The following is an 18,384-nucleotide window of genomic DNA, read 5'->3' on the forward strand; positions in this document are numbered from 1 at the left end:
CACTTAAATTATTTGCACTTGCTTCTTCTTTTATTGCTGCTTGTTGTGCCTTCAATGCCGCTTGTTCATTTTTAGATTTGTTTAAAAATCCTTCAACACGTTCTTTTGTAAAGGCAACCGTTTCTTCAAGTTGCGTTTTTCTTTCTTCAAACTTTTGCGACAGTTCTTGTTCTTTGACTTTTAAATCATCTGCTTTTTGATAAACTTTATTTTTAAAATATAAGCCTAAAGCTGAACCAACAAGCGCGCCAGTTATAAAACTAACAACAAAATCTTTACGGTTTGGTAATGGTTCATTTTGATAAGTGTGTTTATTTTTTAATGTTCTTTTATTATTTTGTTGTTGCGTCATTTGTATATCCTCCTATAACAAATGCACTTAAATAAGTAACAACCTCATTTAAGTGCATTTGTTTAATTATTAATTATTTATCTACTCGAGAAGTATAGCTATGATTTGCATCAGTTGCTACATTATTAGCTTTGTAATTTGCACTTCCACGACGGTAGTGTCTATTTTGCCATTTGTCTGCAATTTCCATTGCAACATTTGACCATTGAACAACTTGTGAGATTTTATCTTCATTTTGAGAAATATTATGTGTAATTGAATTTGTTACACGATCTACAGAGCTGTTTAACGTTTGTACTGAGTCACCGATACCTTTAACAGCATCTACAACTGAGTTTAAACGATCTACTTTGCCTTGGATATCCTCAGTTAAACGGTTTACTTTATGAAGTAAATCTGTTGTTTCACGAGTAATACCTTGAACTTGACCTTCTACACCGTCAAGTGTTTTTGCAACATAATTTAAGTTTTTCTTAACAGAATTTAATACAGCTACGATACCGATACATAAAATTAAGAATGCAATCGCAGCGATAATTCCAGCAATTGGTAAAATCCAATCCATTAAAAACGCCTCCTAATTAACATGTAATAATGTCATTAATAATAAATACCCATACTACTCTATTATAAACATATTAAAACGCATTTTTCATGCCTAATTTATCTAAATATGCATTTTGTAATTTTTGAATATCACCTGCACCCATAAATAAAATAACAGCATTATCAAATTGTTCTAATACATTAATAGAATCTTCATTAATTAACGATGCACCTTCAATTTTATCAATTAAATCTTGTATCGTTAATGCGCCAGTATTTTCTCTAATCGATCCAAAAATTTCACATAAGAATACACGATCTGCTTTACTTAAACTTTCTGCAAATTCATTTAAAAATGCTTGTGTTCTAGAGAAAGTGTGCGGTTGAAATACTGCAACAACTTCTTTATGTGGATATTTCTTTCGTGCTGTTTCAATTGTAGCACTAATTTCTCTTGGATGGTGTGCATAATCATCTACAATAACTTGATTTGCAATTGTAGTTTCATTGAAACGACGTTTAACACCACCAAACGTTTCTAATGCTTCTTTAATATTTGTAACATCTAGCTTCTCTAAATAACTAATCGCAATTACAGCTAATGCATTTAAAACTGTATGGTCACCATATTGTGGAGACAGGAAGTAATCATAAAACTCACCATCCACATACACATCAAAAGCAGTACCTTTATCCGTAATTTGAATATTTTGAGCATAAATGTCATCCGAATCTTTAAATCCATAGTAATAAATTGGAACATCTGCTTCAATTTTACGTAGATGTTCATCATCACCCCAAGCAATAATACCTTTTTTAACATTATGTGCCATTTCTTGGAATGCATCAAAGACATCATTAATATCTTTAAAATAATCAGGATGATCGAAATCAATATTTGTCATTATTGCGTAATCAGGTTTATAACTTAAAAAGTGACGTCTATATTCACATGCCTCAAAAGCGAAATAATCACTTTCAGGCAATCCCATACCTGTGCCATCACCAATTAAAAATGAAGTCTTTTTATCACCATTCATAACATGTGATAATAAACCTGTTGTAGAAGTTTTACCATGTGCACCAGTTACAGCTACTGAAGTATATTGATCAATAATCTGTCCTAAAAAATCATTATAACTTACAACATCTAATTTAAATTGATGTGCACGTACTATTTCTTCATGGCTACTCGCGAATGCATTACCTTGTATAACTACCATATCTTCTTTTATGTTATTAGCATCAAATGGTAATATTTTTATCCCCTTATTTCTAAGAGCAACTTCTGTAAATACGTAGTTCTCAATATCCGATCCTTGAACTTCATGTCCTAAATCATGCATGATTTGTGCTAATGAACTCATGCCAGAACCTTTAATTCCGACAAAATGATAGTGTGTCATTATATAAAACTCCTTACTCATAATTATTCTTTATTTAAATCTGCTTCCGTAACATAAACATCCCTTGGTTTTGAACCATTAGCACTCGAAACATAACCGAGTTGCTCTAATTGATCGATAATTCTTGCTGCTCTATTATAGCCAATTTGGAAATGTCTTTGGATTAATGATGTTGAAATATGTCCTTCATTAACCATAAATGCACAAACATCATCAAATAATTCATCTTGTGATTGTGTTTGTGTTTTTTTCAACAATTCTTTTTCTTCAAATAGATAGTCCGGTTCTCTTTGTTGTTTGATAAATTCAACAACATCATCAATTTCGTCATCAGAAACAAATGTACCTTGAACTCTAATCGGTTTATTCATACCGCTACCAAGATATAACATATCACCATATCCTAACAAGCGTTCTGCTCCACCACTGTCTAATATCGTTCTCGAATCTACACTTGATGATACCATAAATGCAATTCTTGTTGGTATATTGGCTTTAATTAAACCTGTAATTACATTGACAGATGGTCTTTGCGTAGCTACTAACATATGAATACCACATGCTCTCGCTTTTTGAGCAATTCTAGCAATAGACTGCTCAACTTCTTGCGGAGCCATCATCATTAAATCAGCCAACTCATCAATTACAATGACAATTTTTGGCATTCTTTCATCATATGGTGCTTTTTTGTTAAATGCTGTTATATTACGTACATGGTAATGTGCAAATAACTTATAACGTCTTTCCATTTCTTCTACAGCCCATTTTAAACTCTGTGTAGCTGCTTTGACATCTGTAATTACCGGTGCAACTAAATGTGGCAAACCATTATAAGGAGCTAATTCAACCATTTTTGGATCGATAAGTAATAATCTTAATTCCTCAGGGTGATTTTTATATAGTAAAGACATCAAAATACTATTGATACAAACTGATTTCCCTGATCCAGTTGCACCTGCAATTAGTGCGTGTGGCGTTTTAGCAATATCCATAAGTAATGGTTCATTATTAATTCTATACCCCATTGCAACTGTTAATTTAGATTCAGCATTTTTAAAACTTGGAGATTCAATAATAGAACGTAAGTTGACCGTCGTTGGATTTTGGTTCGGAACTTCAATACCAACACGACTAGTTCCTGGAATTGGCGCTTCTATACGAATATCTTTCGCTGCCAATGCCATTTTAATGTCATCTTGTAATGCCGTAATTCTTGAAACTTTAACACCTTTTTCAACTGATAATTCAAATCTTGTAACACTTGGACCTTCAGTTACATCTTGTACTTCTGCAGGTACATTAAAGTAAAATAATGCGTCATTAAGTTCTTTCTTTTTATCTGTAATCCAGTCCTCGTCCGGCTCAATAACTTGTGGTTCTTCTAGTAATGAAACACTTGGCAATTTAATATTTGGGCCTTTACGAATCATCGGCTTAGATGTTTGTACAGCTTGATTTGTTCCAACATCTGGTTGGTTTGTCCGAGGTCTATTTTCATTAGCTGTATCTTCATTTTGGTTTGAAAATGAAGGCTGTAAATCTTTTTGTTGATCATCATTATCTTGTTGTTCACTAGTATTGTTTGTATGTGTTGTTTCTTCGCTTTCTTCAGTTATGTCGCTTACTTCTGAAACTGAAGACGAAGTTGATTGATCAACTTGCTCATTTTCCAATTGATTATCATCTTGACTTTCTTCAAATATTTCCGTTTGAGTTGAATCAACAGAAGGTTTCTGCTCTGAATATGGTTGTGCATTTTGATATTCATTTTCTGTTTCTGCATGACTAATAAGTTGATTGTTCTCAACATTGTTTGATGTTATATTATTTATTTTATATGCATTTGTATTTGACTCTTGTGATTCAGAGCTTGATGATGGTGTGGCTTCACTCGCAGTCTTGCTTTCACTCACAGCTTGCTTACTTTGTACAGGCTTTAATTCAGGCACATTGACTTTTGAATGCTTTTTACGATCCATCATACGCTTTTTATCAGAAGGCGTCATGACAACATTAAATGGCCTTTTACTTAAAGTTGAAACCTTTTCAGTCTGTTTCTTTAGATTTACGTTTTCAATAGTTTTCTCTTCGACATTTTGTTCACTTTCAGCTGCTTCGTTTTGCACACTTTCTGTAACTTCTGCGTTTTGCTTTTCTATTTCATTCATGTTTGAATCTTCAACAACATGACCATCATTCATATCATTCGTTTTCAATGAGTTGACACTTAAGTTTGTTTGGTCATCTTTTTTATGACGCGGCGCTAATTCAATTTCATTATCAACCGTTTTATCGATATTATTAACTTGAGATTCAGTTACTGCGTGCACTTGCGTTTTAGGAGCGTCTACATGCATTTCAGAGGCGTTTCTATTGGTATTATCTTCGCTATTTGAAGTAGTATCCTCATCTACTTCTGTATCATTTAATTCATAAAATTCTGCATCATCGATTTGACTTCCTGAATATTCTTCTTTATTCGTTGCTCCATCTTCTTCTGAATCAGCAATTAATCTGGATTGATTTTTTAGTTCATCTTGTTCATTTACTTCAACGTTATGTTGTAGTACTGATTGACGTTGAGACGTTACATCCGAAACCGTAACTTCATCATCTGACAATTGTTGTGTTGTCGATACTTGATTCAAACTAACTTCCTCATAATTGTATGGACTTTCATCTACATGAGCGTCATTAGTGTCTTCATTTTGTATCGACGCTTGTTTATTTTCATCAATTGATACAGCTTCATTCTCTATTCCATTTGTATGATGCTGACTAGCCTCTGTACTATTATCTGTTAAGTCACTATCATCATTTAATGAACTATCACCAACATAGCGTTCCGCTTGTTTAGCATACATTTCATCAATTGCACGTTGTATTGCATCTTGCTCTTCGTTTTTATGTTCTTCACGCTTTTGTTGCAACGCTTTTTTAAATCGACGCTTTTGAAGCACTTTACGTTCTCGTTCACGTCTAATTTCTTCAACAATTTGTGAAGCATAGATGTTTTCAATTTTGATAGTATTATCAACTTTTGAATAATTAGGCGTTGATTTTGTTGTTGATGATACATTTTCATCAGATGATTTAGATGCAGTTCCTTGTTTGACAACACTATCATCTTGTTTCTCGTGTTCTAATTGTTTATTTTGAGACGTTTGCGTCTTAGCTACATATTTATCATATTTTTGTTTATTTGACTCAACTTTTTCTGAAGGTTTACTTACAGGGATACGACCATTTTCTAACTTTTTAGGTTTCATTGTGCCAAAAATAGCTGACGGTACCTCTGAAGTCTTGAAACTTTCTTTGTGATAATCTGGAGTTGAATCTTTAGCACGATGATTTGTAGTATTAGAATACATATTGTGTGTTTTTGACTTGTGCGTTTCCTTCTCAATACCATTAATTGCAGAAACATATGTACCTGGCTTATTCGTATGGTAATGTGAATGATCTTTATATTTTATACTTTGCTGTGATATTTTAGAATTCCCACGTTGTTCACTATAATTTTGTTCTTCAGTTGTTTGATTTCTTCTACGGCGATGTCGTTTTTGTGAACGAGAATCGTGGCTTTGTTTGCGATAGTCTCGATGGTATTGTTCTTTTTCATCTGAAATAGTATCTGCAGATTGTTCAACATTTTCATTTTCATAAGCTACGCTCATAGGAAAACGGAATTTCCCCCTCGGACGACTATAAATATCATTATTTTGAGGCAGTAATGAGTCATGATCGTTATCTATATTTTGTGATTCTTGACGTCTTTTTTTCTTTCTATGAATCGAGTCATCATTTGAATCATTATCTTCGCCGAATAATTTATCAAACCAGCTCATATTTTCACTACCTTCCTTAATTATTCAAAAAATGCTTGTCCAATTTCATAGCTGTCATTTAATACCATAATACCTTTTTCTTCAGGTGCATTAGGTAAATTCAATTCTTTCATTGAACAAATCATACCGCTTGAGGCAACACCACGTAATTCAGCATCTTTAATTACCATACCGCTAGGCATCACTGCACCTACTTTAGCAACAACAACTTTCTGTCCAGCTTCAACGTTAGGCGCGCCACATACAATTTGTAATGTGTCATTTCCAACATTTACATTTAGTACACTTAATTTATCTGCATCAGGATGTTTGTCTTTAGTTTCAACGTAGCCAACTACAAATTTCGGTGATAGATCAGCATTTAATTTATAATCAAAACCAGCTTCTGAAATACGCTTTTGGAATACATTTACAAGCTCATCAGTTAATTTAATATGACCTATTTCTTCAATTGATATATCTTTTGAAATTTCAAAAATATTATAACCTACAACATTACCTTCATTAGTAATTTCAACAACATTACCTTTTTTATTGTAGTTTAATTCACCTTCAACTGGTTCAATTTGTAAAAATGCGACATCTCCTACATATTTAGGATTGTAAAATAAATTCATTATGACAAAACTCCTTATCCAATTATTTCTATTTATCTTTATTAAATTTACGACGATTTGCTTCTAAACGCTGAATCACGTTTGGATCTCTTTTTTGTTTATTATTTTTACCTAAAATAAATATCGGTTCAAGATGACCCTGTTTATATCCAAAGGATAATGATGTAATTGGAACTAGACCTTTAGTGAAAAATTCCATTGTTAAATGTGCCATCACATCATATCCTGTTTTATTGCGTATGTCTGCAATAATTAACACATCTTGGTGTGGCACTGCTACGAGCATTTCGCCTTGACATTGCGCCTCAATTTCATTTAAAAATGCAGTATTTAGTATCCTACTTGCATCATACCCGTCATTTGAGTTAATAAAGTAAAAAATATTACCTTTTACTTCATCAGTCGTATATGAATTAGACAATTTTCTAACATTAAACAGAGACATTTCTCTTATTTGTTGTTCAGTTAACTTCAAATCCACTAACATGCTTTCATCAATTAGACGATATGATTTTCCTAAATCGACTGCATAATAAACCGCTGTTTCTGCAGTATGCTCATCATAGATAAAAGGAACACCTTGTTTAGTTTTTTTATCAAAGCTAGTCGCTCTAATGACAGGCATAATTTGACTAGATGATATACTCTCAAGGGTTTTATCTGCCATTTGTGCAATAGCTTCATCAACGTAATAAACAATTTCATCTACAATTTTTTCTTTTTTATCTTCATATTTTGCGACTATAGCGTTAAGTTTAATCGTGATACCTTTGTTATTATCTGTTCGATAAATACGCAAAGTTTCTTCTTCACGATTAAATTTAAATTCAACGTCTAAATGGCTTAAACGTTCCTTTAATTTATCTCTCATTTGAAAGGTATTCATATGTAACACTCCTAATTTCGCACCTTATAATAGTTTACAATAAATCAACACATAGTAACAGAGAAAAACGAGTATTACCCCGTTTTTCTCTAGTCTAAATTACACGTATTGAGCTAAAAATGCATCTATCTGTTCAATTGATTTTCGTTCTTTTCCAATATAACTTCCAAGCAGTTCTCCATTTTTATATACTAGAAAACTTGGAATCCCCATAATACCATTTTCAATACAAATATCCATAAATTTATCACGGTCTACTGATACGAAGTCAAACATAGGATATCTCGCTTCTAATTCCGGTAAATCTGGTTCTATCACTCTACAATCTGGACACCAGCCTGCAGTGAATTCAAATACTGTAGCACCTTGTTTTAAAGATTCAAATTGTTGTTCTGATTCAAGTTGTTTCATTTTTATGTCTCCTTAATTAATGATTATATATAACTATTTAGGGATAATAATTGTTATTACCCGATTATTTATATTGTAATGTTTCTATTTGATTATTATCTAAATTACAAATGGCTTCTGAAAGTAAAGATCTAGCTGCAAAATAGTCTCTTATATCAAATACTGAGTCTGTACTATGAATATATCGTGCACATACACCAATAACTGCAGTCGGAATACCAATATTAGCTTTATGAATTTCTCCACCATCTGTTCCACCTGGTGACATATAGTATTGATGTTCAATGTCATGTGCTTCTACTAACTTTAATAAATAGTCTCTAAATGCAGGCTTTAAAATCATTGTACCGTCTTTTATGCGAATTAACGTACCTTTACCAAGTTCACCGGATAATGGTTGGTTTCCTTTAACGTCATTGGCAGGTGAACAATCAATTACAAATGCAACGTCTGGGTCTATCATCTCTGCAGATGCTTTCGCACCTCGTAATCCAACCTCTTCTTGAACATTTGCGCCAACATACAAGTCTACATCTAATTCTATATCTTTTAATAATTCTAGTATTTCAATTGCCAAGACACAACCATAACGATTATCCCATGCTTTAGCACTATATCGATGTTCAGATAACTGTGTGAATGGCGTGTGAGGTACAATTGTATCTCCTATATCTATTCCGCGCTCACGCACCTCATCTTCATTTTGAGCACCTATATCTAATGTTAAATCTTTAATTTCCGGTGCACCTTCACTACCAGTACGAAAATGTTTAGGTATATTAGAAACAACACCGATAATTTTATCGCCATTTCTATTTTTAATTACTAAGCGTTGTCCTTGCCAAATATCATTTGCAACACCACCTAAATTTGTGAATTGAATCATTCCATTTTTAGTGATGTTTGTAATCATAAATCCAATTTCATCCATATGTGCTGCAATCATTACACGTTTTGCATTTGGATTTTTAGATTTTTTCACACCAAAAAAACCACCCATACGATTTTCAATAAATTCATCTACGTACGGCGCCATTTGCTGAGTCATATAATTTTTTACTTCTTCTTCAAAACCTGGTGCCCCATGAAGCTCAGTTAAAGTTTGAATTCGTTGTAATGTTACTTTTTTATTTATGTTCATAAAAGTTCTCACTCCTTATAAGTTATTATATCATCTTCAATATGGTAAACTAATGATATGAATTTGAAATCAAGGGAGCATAAATGATGACTAAACTGAAATATATAATTCCAACAATAATTGCAGTAGCTATTGTAATTATTTCTACCATTTCAATCATCCAATTTATTAATCGTAAACGCTATAATCCCGTTAAAGTACTTAATGAAGTAAAATCATATTTTATGAATGTCAAAGGCTCATATATCGTTTATGAACCATTCGTTCATCCTGAAACTGATAAATACCGTTTAGTTTATCAAGGTGGAATTACAACTATTAAAAATGGTCAAAATATTCATTATGATTTTTATGCAGATGCATATACTGGTGAAGTCATTAACATTGTAGAGCGTTAATACGAATTTTATCCATATTTGATTTGGATCGTAAAACTTAAAAATGAGCCACGCCCTAATTAGTAAGATAGGATGTGGCTCAATTTTTTATTTTTGAAAATTTGTTTAGTAATACTTCTTTATTTTAGTGATTATCAACTAATGTTTCACGTAAAATATATGCATCTATGTTTTCACCATCATCGCTGTATTTTACAGCAAAGTAGTTTTCATCATGATAAAACAAGAACCAATATTGTTGCTGAATAAAATATGGTATCATGCGTTCCTTTTCACGAATCGATTGCATAGGATAATCATCATATGCCGTTACCCATAGAGGATTTTTATGTGCAGTAGTCGGGAATATATCACCCATATGAACTGCTTTATCTCCTTGACTTCCAATCGTAATGATCGTGTGGCCAAAGCTATGACCTCCACTATGTTGCATCTTGATACCCGGAACCGGTTCAAAATGTTTTTCGAATAAAATCAACTTGTTACTATAATCGCCTTTATTCTTATCCCAGTAAGTTGATTTACTTCTTATATTAGGTGCAATAAACTCATGCCACTCATCTTGTTGCACAACATGAATCGCATTTTCAAAAATTGCATGTCCCGCTTGATCAGTCAAACCGGCAGCATGATCAAAATGCATATGTGTCATTAGCACATAATCAATATCCTTTGGCGTTAAATTATAATTTGCCAAATCAGCAATTATATGACTTTCTTCATCTACACCAAAATTACGTAATTGCTTTTCAGATAATTTACCATTACCAATACCCGCATCTATAATCAAATTATATTGAGCCGTTTGAATCAAAATTGGATGTGTCGGTAAATTGATTTGATTTCGTTCATTTGCATTGTATTGCTTTGACCACAACGGCTTCGGAACAACACCAAACATTGCACCGCCATCCATTTTTGTATTTCCGCCATTTAGATAATGAATAGATATATCCCCGATTTTCATAACATCACCTATTCTTTCTGTATTCGTTATTACAATTAGCATGTGTTTATTACATCATATCACTATTCATAAATGCGAACAAAAACGAAACGCCCCACACTAATACACTTCCAACTACTTATAAAGATTAATGCAATCATATTATAAGTAAATGCATCATAACCATCGGACTGTAATTTTAAATTAATAATTAAAATTTCCAAGTAAAATGCAAGCTTTATTCTTTTAAATCAAAGGTATTTAGTATAGCATTGTTCATAGGCGCAATTTTCTCCTTTAGTTTAGGTTTGGTCACTTTAAATTATAGAGGCAATAGCGCTTTTTTGTATTAAAAAAACAGGAAGTTCCACCTTTCCACCATATAAGATGAAGAACCTTTTTTATATTCAAAATCAAAAAAATCGACCAGATGAAAAGTAAAAAAATTTTTTCATCGTCCGATTTATTATAGAACCAATATGCTTTATCTATAGAACCATTATAGTACGAAAAAACACTTATGATTGTATGTGTACATACCCTCATAAGTGCTTTATTTTTGTGAATGGAATTTCGCTTCCATACGATAAATACGTGACCCTTTATCCGAAAATTTCTTTTCATATTCTGTTAAAATATTACTGCCATCGTCTTCTTGATGTAAATTTAGATTTATTTTTGTAAAATACATTCCAAATTGAGACATACTTTCTAAACTGTAAGCAAATAGTCCTCTGTTATCAGTTTTAAAATGTAAATCTCCTTCATCATTTAAGATTTGTTGATACAACGCTAAAAACGTATGATACGTTAAACGTCGTTTTGCATGACGATTTTTTGGCCATGGATCTGAAAAGTTCAAGTAAATACGCGAAACTTCGCCGTCTCTAAAATATTCATTTAATTCAATGGCATCATTACAAATAATCTTTAAATTTGTTAAACCCATCTCTTTAACTTTATCCAATACTTTATAAACGATACTTTTCTCACGTTCCATTGAAATATAGTTAATATGAGGATTTTGAGCAGCTAATGTTGTAATAAACTGCCCCATACCCGAACCAATTTCAATGTGTATCGGTTGCGTTTTATCAAACCATTCAGTCATTTTCCCTGCATGTTGGCCGTCCATGTCAACCAATTCAGGATGATCTTTTAAATAATCTTCAGCCCATGGTTTGTATCGAACTCTCATATTTTATTCTCCTCTTAAATAAACATGTTACTATTCATAACTTCATTTAGGAATTTAAGCCAAGTGTTCATATCCTTATATCTTTTTTGCTCTTCATACCATTGAACAAGACCTATAGATTGAATTACCGTATACCATTTCATACGTTTATTTAAATTCAAGCTCTCTTGAACTCCATATGTCTCAAGCCATTCAGACCATTGTTGTTGTGGAACATAGTTGTAAAGCAGCATTCCGATATCAATTGCCGGGTCTGCAATCATTGCACCTTCCCAATCGACTAAAAATAGTTCATCTCGATCGGATAATAACCAATTATTATGATTCACATCACCATGTACAACAGTGAAAAAACGCGAATCTAAACTCGGTATATGCTCTTCTAAATAGGTTAATGATTTTCTCACAATATGATGTGTTAAAACTTCTCTTGATAAAGAGGCATTAATTTTATTAAGCATAATCTCAGGAGTAATAGGTTCCATTTCCATACGCTTTAACATACTTAATAAAGGTCTAGAATTGTGTATCTTCTTTAATAAATGTGCAACTCTTGTTTGCTTCATTTCGTTTGAAGATAGTTCACGTCCATTTTTCCAATGTTGTGCTGTAACAACCTCGCCTGTTTCTATGCGTTTCGTCCATACTAATTTGGGCACAATACCTTCTGCTGATAATGCCGCAATAAATGGATTTGAATTTCGTTTTAAAAACAACTTTTGTCCATCTTGTTCAGCCATATATGCTTCACCAGATGCACCACCTGCAGAATCAAGTGTCCACCCTAATTGATAAAACTGCTCCAACTCGTCCACCTCACTTTCAATTAGAAAATGGCTCTAGAAATAGGTTTTTCAAGAGCCATATATTCTAATTTATAACACCATACTGGTACAAATTTTATGTCCAGATAATTATTTTAAATCCTCAACCAATGTCTACATTACACGACTAAATTTAAATCGTAATGTCTGTCATTGACACCATACATTCTATAGTCACTTACTTGACATAAAATGTTTCCGTGTCTAAAACTACATGTTTTTGTAACTTTTGTAGGCGATAAACTCTAGTTTTCAAAATAATTGCTATCCCATTTTCATGGTTAGCATAAATTTATAAACTGTAACATTTACGTACTTAGTAAAATATGATGCACATCATATTTGTAACTCATAGAAAATTTTATAATTTTTATCATTATATTTCAACTGAAAATGAGAAACAAAATGGCACTTTTTACTAATATGTGTTTTCTAAACAACACTTTTAAGCTTCGTTTTAAATTATAACATAATTCACTTACGAAAGTTGATAAATTTAAGTAATTTAATCTAAAAATATGATGAAAGAATTTTAAATACTGTGTGACTCTATATACTTTTCAAATCCTTCTTGTAGTTGACGTGTAATTGGGCCAACTTTACCATCATTAACTGGTTCACCATCTAATTTAATAACAGGTGTAACCTCAGCTGAAGTACTTGAAACAATAACTTCATCTGCGTTTCTCAAGAAATCTACAGTAAACGTTTCTTCTTTAAATGGGATGTTATAGTCTTCGGCAATTTTTTTAATTACAATTCGTGTAATACCATTAAGAATATAGTTGTTAATCGGATGTGTATAAATCACACCGTCTTTAATTGCATAAGCATTACTTGAAGATCCTTCAGTGACAGTTTCGCCTCGATGTTGGATTGCTTCAACTGCATTATATTTCACAGCATATTCTTTTGCTAATACATTTCCTAATAAGTTCAAGCTTTTAATGTCACAACGTAACCATCGGATATCTTCAACGGTAACACCATTCACACCATTTTCTAAATGATCATAAGGACGATCATAACTCTTTGTATAAGCAACAATTGCTGGTTCTACTTCAGGTGTCGGGAAGCTATGATTTCTTTCAGCTACACCACGCGTTGCTTGAATATAAATTGCCCCAGTTTCAATTTGATTCATATCAACTAATTTACGAGATAGTTCAATTAATTCTTCTACAGAATAATTTAAATCTAAACCAATCTCATTGGCACTACGTAAAAATCTTTCATAATGTTCCGTTACTGTAAATAACTTACCATTATATACGCGAATGTATTCATAAATACCATCGCCAAATACGTATCCTCTGTCGTTGTATGAAACCTTTGCTTCACTTGGACTTACAAACTCACCATTTAAAAAAATTTTTTCCATATATTATTCCTCCACACATAATGAATAAATTGCTTCTAAATAAATACTAGTTGCATTAAATAACTGTTTTTTAGTGATATATTCATTCTTCTGATGCATTAAATCTTCAGAATCACTAAACATTGCGCCAAATGCTACACCCTTGTCTAAGTTTCTCGCATAAGTACCGCCACCTATAGTATAAGGTTCAGTCATATCATTTGTTTGATTTCTATATGCAGTAACTAACTTTTGTACAAAAGGATCATTTTTATCAACATAATGTGGTGGTTGGACTTTACCTAATTTCACTTCAAAGCCATATTGTTGAATCTCATTTGCAAAACGATCCATAGCTTTTTCAAATTCAAATCCTTCTGGGTAGCGCAAGTTGATACCGAAAAGACCCGCATTTTCATTATCATATGTAATAACACCAATGTTAGTTGTCACATCACCCATGACATCTGTATGGAATTTCATTCCCATCTTTTCACCAAAATCTGAATTAAATAAGTAGCGATTACTAAATGCTACAAACGCTTGTGCATTATTATCAAGATTTAATGATGCTAAGAATTTTAGTAAGTAAAGACCCGCATTCACACCGATAGATGGATCCATACCATGAACCGCTTTACCTTCAACTGTTAAAACTAGAATGCCACTATCAACAGTACTATCACCTTGTAAATGATTTTGTTCTAAAAAGTACTCAAAGTCTTGAATAACATCTGTCATATTTTCTTTAACAAGCACTCTTGCTTCTGCATGATCAGGTACCATGTTGTAACGTTCACCAGATTTAAAAGTTATTAATTCATAATCAGGTTCATCTTGATCTTCAGTAAGCTTATTTTGAACTAAGTCAAATGTTGTAATGCCTTTTTCACCATGAATACACGGAAATTCTGCATCTGGTGCAAAACCTAATGTTGGCATTTCTTCTGTTTTAAAATAGCGATCAGTACATTTCCAATCAGATTCTTCATCCGTACCAATAATCATATGAATACGTTTCTTCCAGTCCACATTCATATCTTCTAATATCTTAATTGCATAATAAGCAGCAATTGTTGGACCTTTGTCATCAAGTGTACCTCTAGCTATGATAGCATCTTCTGTTACAACCGGCTCAAACGGATTACTATCCCATCCATCACCAGCAGGAACAACGTCAACATGACATAAGATACCTAATACGTCATTTCCTTTACCTGCCTCAATTCTTCCTGCAATATGATCCACATCATGTGTTGTAAATCCATCTCTATGTGCAATTTCATACATGTAGTCTAATGCCTTACGAGGACCTGGACCAACTGGTGCGTCTTCTGATGCTTTTGCATCATCTCTCACACTTTCAATTGCTAATAATCCTTTTAAGTCATTAATGATTTGATCTTCGTATTGTTGAACTTTTTCTTTCCACATTCGAAATCGACTTCCTTTTTTCTATAAGTTAAATTCTATTTTACATGAAATGATATAAAAACTACAATAAGATGTCAGAAAATAATAAAAAGGAACAAAACGATGTTATCGAATTGACATAAAATCAACGATAACCGCTTCATTCCTCTATATTTTTATTAAATTTTCTCTAGTCTTTTCATAAATCTAATAAGAAGTTAACTTTTTATTTTTTATCAGACAACGCGTTCTTATTCTTTTTTAAATCTTCTTCTGTAACTACACGCAAATTATTGTTTGGTGCAGCGCCGCCTTCATCATCAAATTTCCCCTCTTCAATACTGTCTTCAGTTTTATTATCCAAAACTGTAAATTTAGATTTTTCTTCTTCAAAAAATGCTTTTGGATCGTTCTTCAATCTAGCAGCATAATCTTTAGGGTTATTTTTAACTTCTTGGATTGTTTCATTTGCAATTGTTCCTAATTGCGTCGCTTTATCCTTAGCATTATCTTTATAGCTTTGAGGATCTTGTTTATATTTATTATATTCTGCTTTCAGCTTGTCACGACTATCTTTACGTGTAACAAGTACAGCTGCTACAGCGCCACCTATACCTAAAATTGCTTTAAATAAATTTCCTTTTGCCATATCAATCGTCTCCCTTTTATTTATAATTTAATTTGTGAAAATCATTTTCTGTTAATAAACGATAATTACCTGACTCTAAATTGCTATCTAGTTCTAAGTCAGCAATTTTTATACGTTTTAAATGTATTACCTCATTTTGAATACTGTGAAACATTCGTTTAACTTGATGATATTTTCCTTCATAAATTGTTACGTGTGACGTTTGATTATCAATATAAGTTAATATTGCAGGCTTAACCTTGCCATCAGACAGTGTTACACCCTCTTTAAAAGCTTGAATGTCTTCTTCAGTGATAGGATTTGCTGAAATAACTTCATATTTTTTAGAAACATGTTTGTTTGGACTCATTAATTCATGATTAAAATCACCATCATTCGTTATCAATAATAGCCCTTCTGTATCTTTATCAAGACGACCAACCGGAAAAATATTTAGATGTTGGTATTCAGGTATTAAATCAATAACGGTTTTTGAATGATGATCTTCAGTTGCCGATATATAACCTTTTGGCTTATTTAACATAATATAGACATTTTCAACGTATTCTATTAATTCTCCACGAACAGATATCTTATCGTTTTTTGGTTCAATATGTGCTTTTGGTGATTTAATTACTTGTTCGTTGACATTTACAAGGCCTTTTTTAAGTAACTGTTTGACCTCATTACGTGTACCGACGCCCATATTTGCTAAAAATTTATCTATTCTCATCGTAAAAACCTAACTCTACGTCTTAATTTTTCAGGGATTTCACCTAAAAATTCATCTGCAAGGCGCGTTTTAATCGTAATTGTACCGTAAATTAGAATACCAACTGTTACGCCTAAAATGATAATAATTAAATATCCAAGTTTTGTTGGCTCTAAGAATAGGTTCGCAATGAAGAATACTGCTTCTACACCTAACATCATAATAAATGAGTATAAGAATATTTTTGCGAAATGAATCCAGCTATAGCTAAATTTAAATTTCGCGTATTTTTTAAGAATATAGAAATTACATCCAATTGCAAATAATAATGCAATACTAGTACTTAAAATAGCACCAGGCGTATGGAATAACATAATTAATGGGTAGTTTAATGCTAACTTGATAACTACAGAAGCTAAAATAACATAAACTGTTAATTTCTGTTTATCTATACCTTGTAACATTGACGCCGTTACACTTAATAGTGAAATTAGTATTGCTACAGGCGCATAGTAGAATAATAAGCGACTACCATCATGGTTAGGGTCATGACCTAAAACAATTGGATCGTAACCATAGAAAACTGTGAATAATGGTTGTGCCAAGGCCATAATTCCAATACTAGCTGGAACAGTTATAAACATTAATACACCAATAGATGTTCTAATTTGATGATGCATTTCATGTAAGCGACCTTCTGCAAATGTTTTTGTAATATAAGGAATTAAACTTACTGCAAATCCAGCACTTAATGATGTCGGAATCATTACAATTTTATTAGTTGACATATTTAGCATATTAAAGAATATATCTTGTAACTGTGAAGGTATACCAACTAAAGATAAAGCACCGTTATGTGTAAATTGATCTACTAAGTTAAATAATGGATAATTCAAACTTACAATAACGAATGGAATACTATAAGCAATAATTTCTTTATACATCTTGCCATATGACACATCTATATCTGTGTAATCAGATTCGACCATACGATCAATATTATGCTTACGCTTTCTCCAGTAATACCAGAGTGTGAATATACCAATAATCGCACCAACTGCTGCTGCAAAAGTAGCAATACCATTGGCTAATAAAATAGAACCATCAAAGACATTTAGTACTAAATAACTTCCGATTAATATGAAAATCACGCGTGCAATTTGCTCAGTTACTTCTGACACTGCTGTTGGCCCCATAGATTTATAACCTTGGAATATACCCCTCCATGTCGCTAATACAGGTATAAAGATAACAACCATACTAATGATTCTAATAATCCATGTAATGTCATCAACTGACCAACCATTTTTATCGTGAACATTTCTAGCTAAAGTTAATTCAGAAATATATGGTGCTAGGAAATAAAGTACTAAGAAACCTAAAACACCGGTAATACTCATGACAATAAAACTAGATTTATAAAATTTCTGACTGACTTTATATGCACCAATCGCATTATACTTCGCTACATATTTAGAAGCAGCTAATGGTACACCTGCTGTCGCAACTGCAATTGCAATATTATATGGTGCATAAGCGTATGTGAACGGCGCCATATTTTCTTGTCCACCAATTAAATAGTTGAATGGAATGATAAAAAGTACGCCTAACACCTTTGTAATCAAAATACTAATTGTAATTAAAAAGGTCCCACGCACCATTTCTTTACTTTCACTCATTACGAATCTCCCTATCTCA

The 18,384-nt window shown here is 32.3% G+C and carries 16 protein-coding genes and 1 pseudogene; 1 reads left to right on the forward strand and 16 read right to left on the reverse strand.

What is annotated here, in order from left to right; genetic code table 11:
- From HMPREF2658_RS06130 to HMPREF2658_RS06165, 8 genes and pseudogenes are all read right to left on the reverse strand, one after another.
- Positions 1-352 (reverse strand): annotated as a pseudogene (locus tag HMPREF2658_RS06130) (YtxH domain-containing protein); the annotation flags it as partial.
- 73 nt (positions 353-425) lie between these two features.
- A complete protein-coding gene (locus HMPREF2658_RS06135; protein ID WP_000383815.1) occupies positions 426-917 on the reverse strand; it encodes a DUF948 domain-containing protein in 492 nt (163 codons plus the stop codon).
- 73 nt (positions 918-990) lie between these two features.
- Positions 991-2,304, reverse strand: a complete 1,314-nt coding sequence (gene murC / locus HMPREF2658_RS06140; RefSeq protein ID WP_070854253.1) for a UDP-N-acetylmuramate--L-alanine ligase — start codon at positions 2,302-2,304, stop codon at positions 991-993.
- A 23-nt stretch (positions 2,305-2,327) separates the two neighbouring features.
- Positions 2,328-6,152 carry a DNA translocase FtsK gene (locus HMPREF2658_RS06145; RefSeq protein WP_070854256.1) on the reverse strand — a complete coding sequence of 1,275 codons (3,825 nt, stop codon included), beginning with the start codon at positions 6,150-6,152 and terminating at the stop codon, positions 2,328-2,330.
- Between the two features lie 20 nt (positions 6,153-6,172).
- Positions 6,173-6,769, reverse strand: coding sequence for a YtpR family tRNA-binding protein (ytpR, locus tag HMPREF2658_RS06150; protein WP_001048366.1), 597 nt, complete (start codon positions 6,767-6,769; stop codon positions 6,173-6,175).
- Positions 6,770-6,797: 28 nt separating this feature from the next.
- Positions 6,798-7,655 (reverse strand): DUF1444 domain-containing protein, encoded by an 858-nt coding sequence (locus HMPREF2658_RS06155; protein WP_001091394.1) that lies wholly within the window; start codon positions 7,653-7,655, stop codon positions 6,798-6,800.
- 99 nt (positions 7,656-7,754) lie between these two features.
- On the reverse strand, positions 7,755-8,066 hold the full coding sequence (locus HMPREF2658_RS06160) for a thioredoxin family protein (RefSeq protein WP_000811163.1): 312 nt from the start codon (positions 8,064-8,066) through the stop codon (positions 7,755-7,757).
- Between the two features lie 64 nt (positions 8,067-8,130).
- Positions 8,131-9,207, reverse strand: coding sequence for a M42 family metallopeptidase (locus HMPREF2658_RS06165; RefSeq protein ID WP_001024573.1), 1,077 nt, complete (start codon positions 9,205-9,207; stop codon positions 8,131-8,133).
- An 86-nt stretch (positions 9,208-9,293) separates the two neighbouring features.
- On the opposite strand from HMPREF2658_RS06165, the gene HMPREF2658_RS06170 reads away from it, so the two are divergent.
- On the forward strand, positions 9,294-9,605 hold the full coding sequence (locus tag HMPREF2658_RS06170) for a PepSY domain-containing protein (protein WP_000163826.1): 312 nt from the start codon (positions 9,294-9,296) through the stop codon (positions 9,603-9,605).
- A 124-nt stretch (positions 9,606-9,729) separates the two neighbouring features.
- On the opposite strand, the gene HMPREF2658_RS06175 is transcribed toward HMPREF2658_RS06170, so the two are convergent.
- The 8 genes from HMPREF2658_RS06175 to HMPREF2658_RS06210 all read right to left on the reverse strand — a co-directional run bounded on the left by HMPREF2658_RS06175 (position 9,730) and on the right by HMPREF2658_RS06210 (position 18,365).
- Entirely contained in the window at positions 9,730-10,572 is an 843-nt protein-coding gene (locus HMPREF2658_RS06175) for a YtnP family quorum-quenching lactonase (protein WP_001622208.1), read from the reverse strand.
- 532 nt (positions 10,573-11,104) lie between these two features.
- Positions 11,105-11,749: a tRNA (guanosine(46)-N7)-methyltransferase TrmB gene (trmB, locus tag HMPREF2658_RS06180; RefSeq protein ID WP_001266159.1), complete on the reverse strand. Its 645-nt coding sequence runs from the start codon at positions 11,747-11,749 to the stop codon at positions 11,105-11,107.
- A 14-nt stretch (positions 11,750-11,763) separates the two neighbouring features.
- Positions 11,764-12,555: a phosphotransferase family protein gene (locus HMPREF2658_RS06185; RefSeq protein WP_000434765.1), complete on the reverse strand. Its 792-nt coding sequence runs from the start codon at positions 12,553-12,555 to the stop codon at positions 11,764-11,766.
- 550 nt (positions 12,556-13,105) lie between these two features.
- The gene (gene dat / locus HMPREF2658_RS06190) at positions 13,106-13,954 is read right to left on the reverse strand and encodes a D-amino-acid transaminase (protein WP_000411087.1); all 849 of its coding nucleotides are present in this window, start codon (positions 13,952-13,954) and stop codon (positions 13,106-13,108) included.
- 3 nt (positions 13,955-13,957) lie between these two features.
- Positions 13,958-15,367 carry an Mn(2+)-dependent dipeptidase Sapep gene (sapep, locus tag HMPREF2658_RS06195; protein ID WP_000265417.1) on the reverse strand — a complete coding sequence of 470 codons (1,410 nt, stop codon included), beginning with the start codon at positions 15,365-15,367 and terminating at the stop codon, positions 13,958-13,960.
- 205 nt (positions 15,368-15,572) lie between these two features.
- Entirely contained in the window at positions 15,573-15,995 is a 423-nt protein-coding gene (locus tag HMPREF2658_RS06200) for a YtxH domain-containing protein (protein ID WP_001051862.1), read from the reverse strand.
- Positions 15,996-16,011: 16 nt separating this feature from the next.
- Positions 16,012-16,707 (reverse strand): pseudouridine synthase, encoded by a 696-nt coding sequence (locus HMPREF2658_RS06205; RefSeq protein ID WP_001217114.1) that lies wholly within the window; start codon positions 16,705-16,707, stop codon positions 16,012-16,014.
- A complete protein-coding gene (locus HMPREF2658_RS06210; protein ID WP_000004341.1) occupies positions 16,704-18,365 on the reverse strand; it encodes a putative polysaccharide biosynthesis protein in 1,662 nt (553 codons plus the stop codon). Before HMPREF2658_RS06210 ends, HMPREF2658_RS06205 begins: the two co-directional genes overlap by 4 nt.
- Between the last annotated feature and the right edge of the window lie 19 nt (positions 18,366-18,384).

Origin of the sequence: Staphylococcus sp. HMSC062H10 (assembly GCF_001836945.1) — a bacterium.
In the GTDB taxonomy this organism is placed as follows: Bacteria; Bacillota; Bacilli; order Staphylococcales; family Staphylococcaceae; genus Staphylococcus; species Staphylococcus aureus.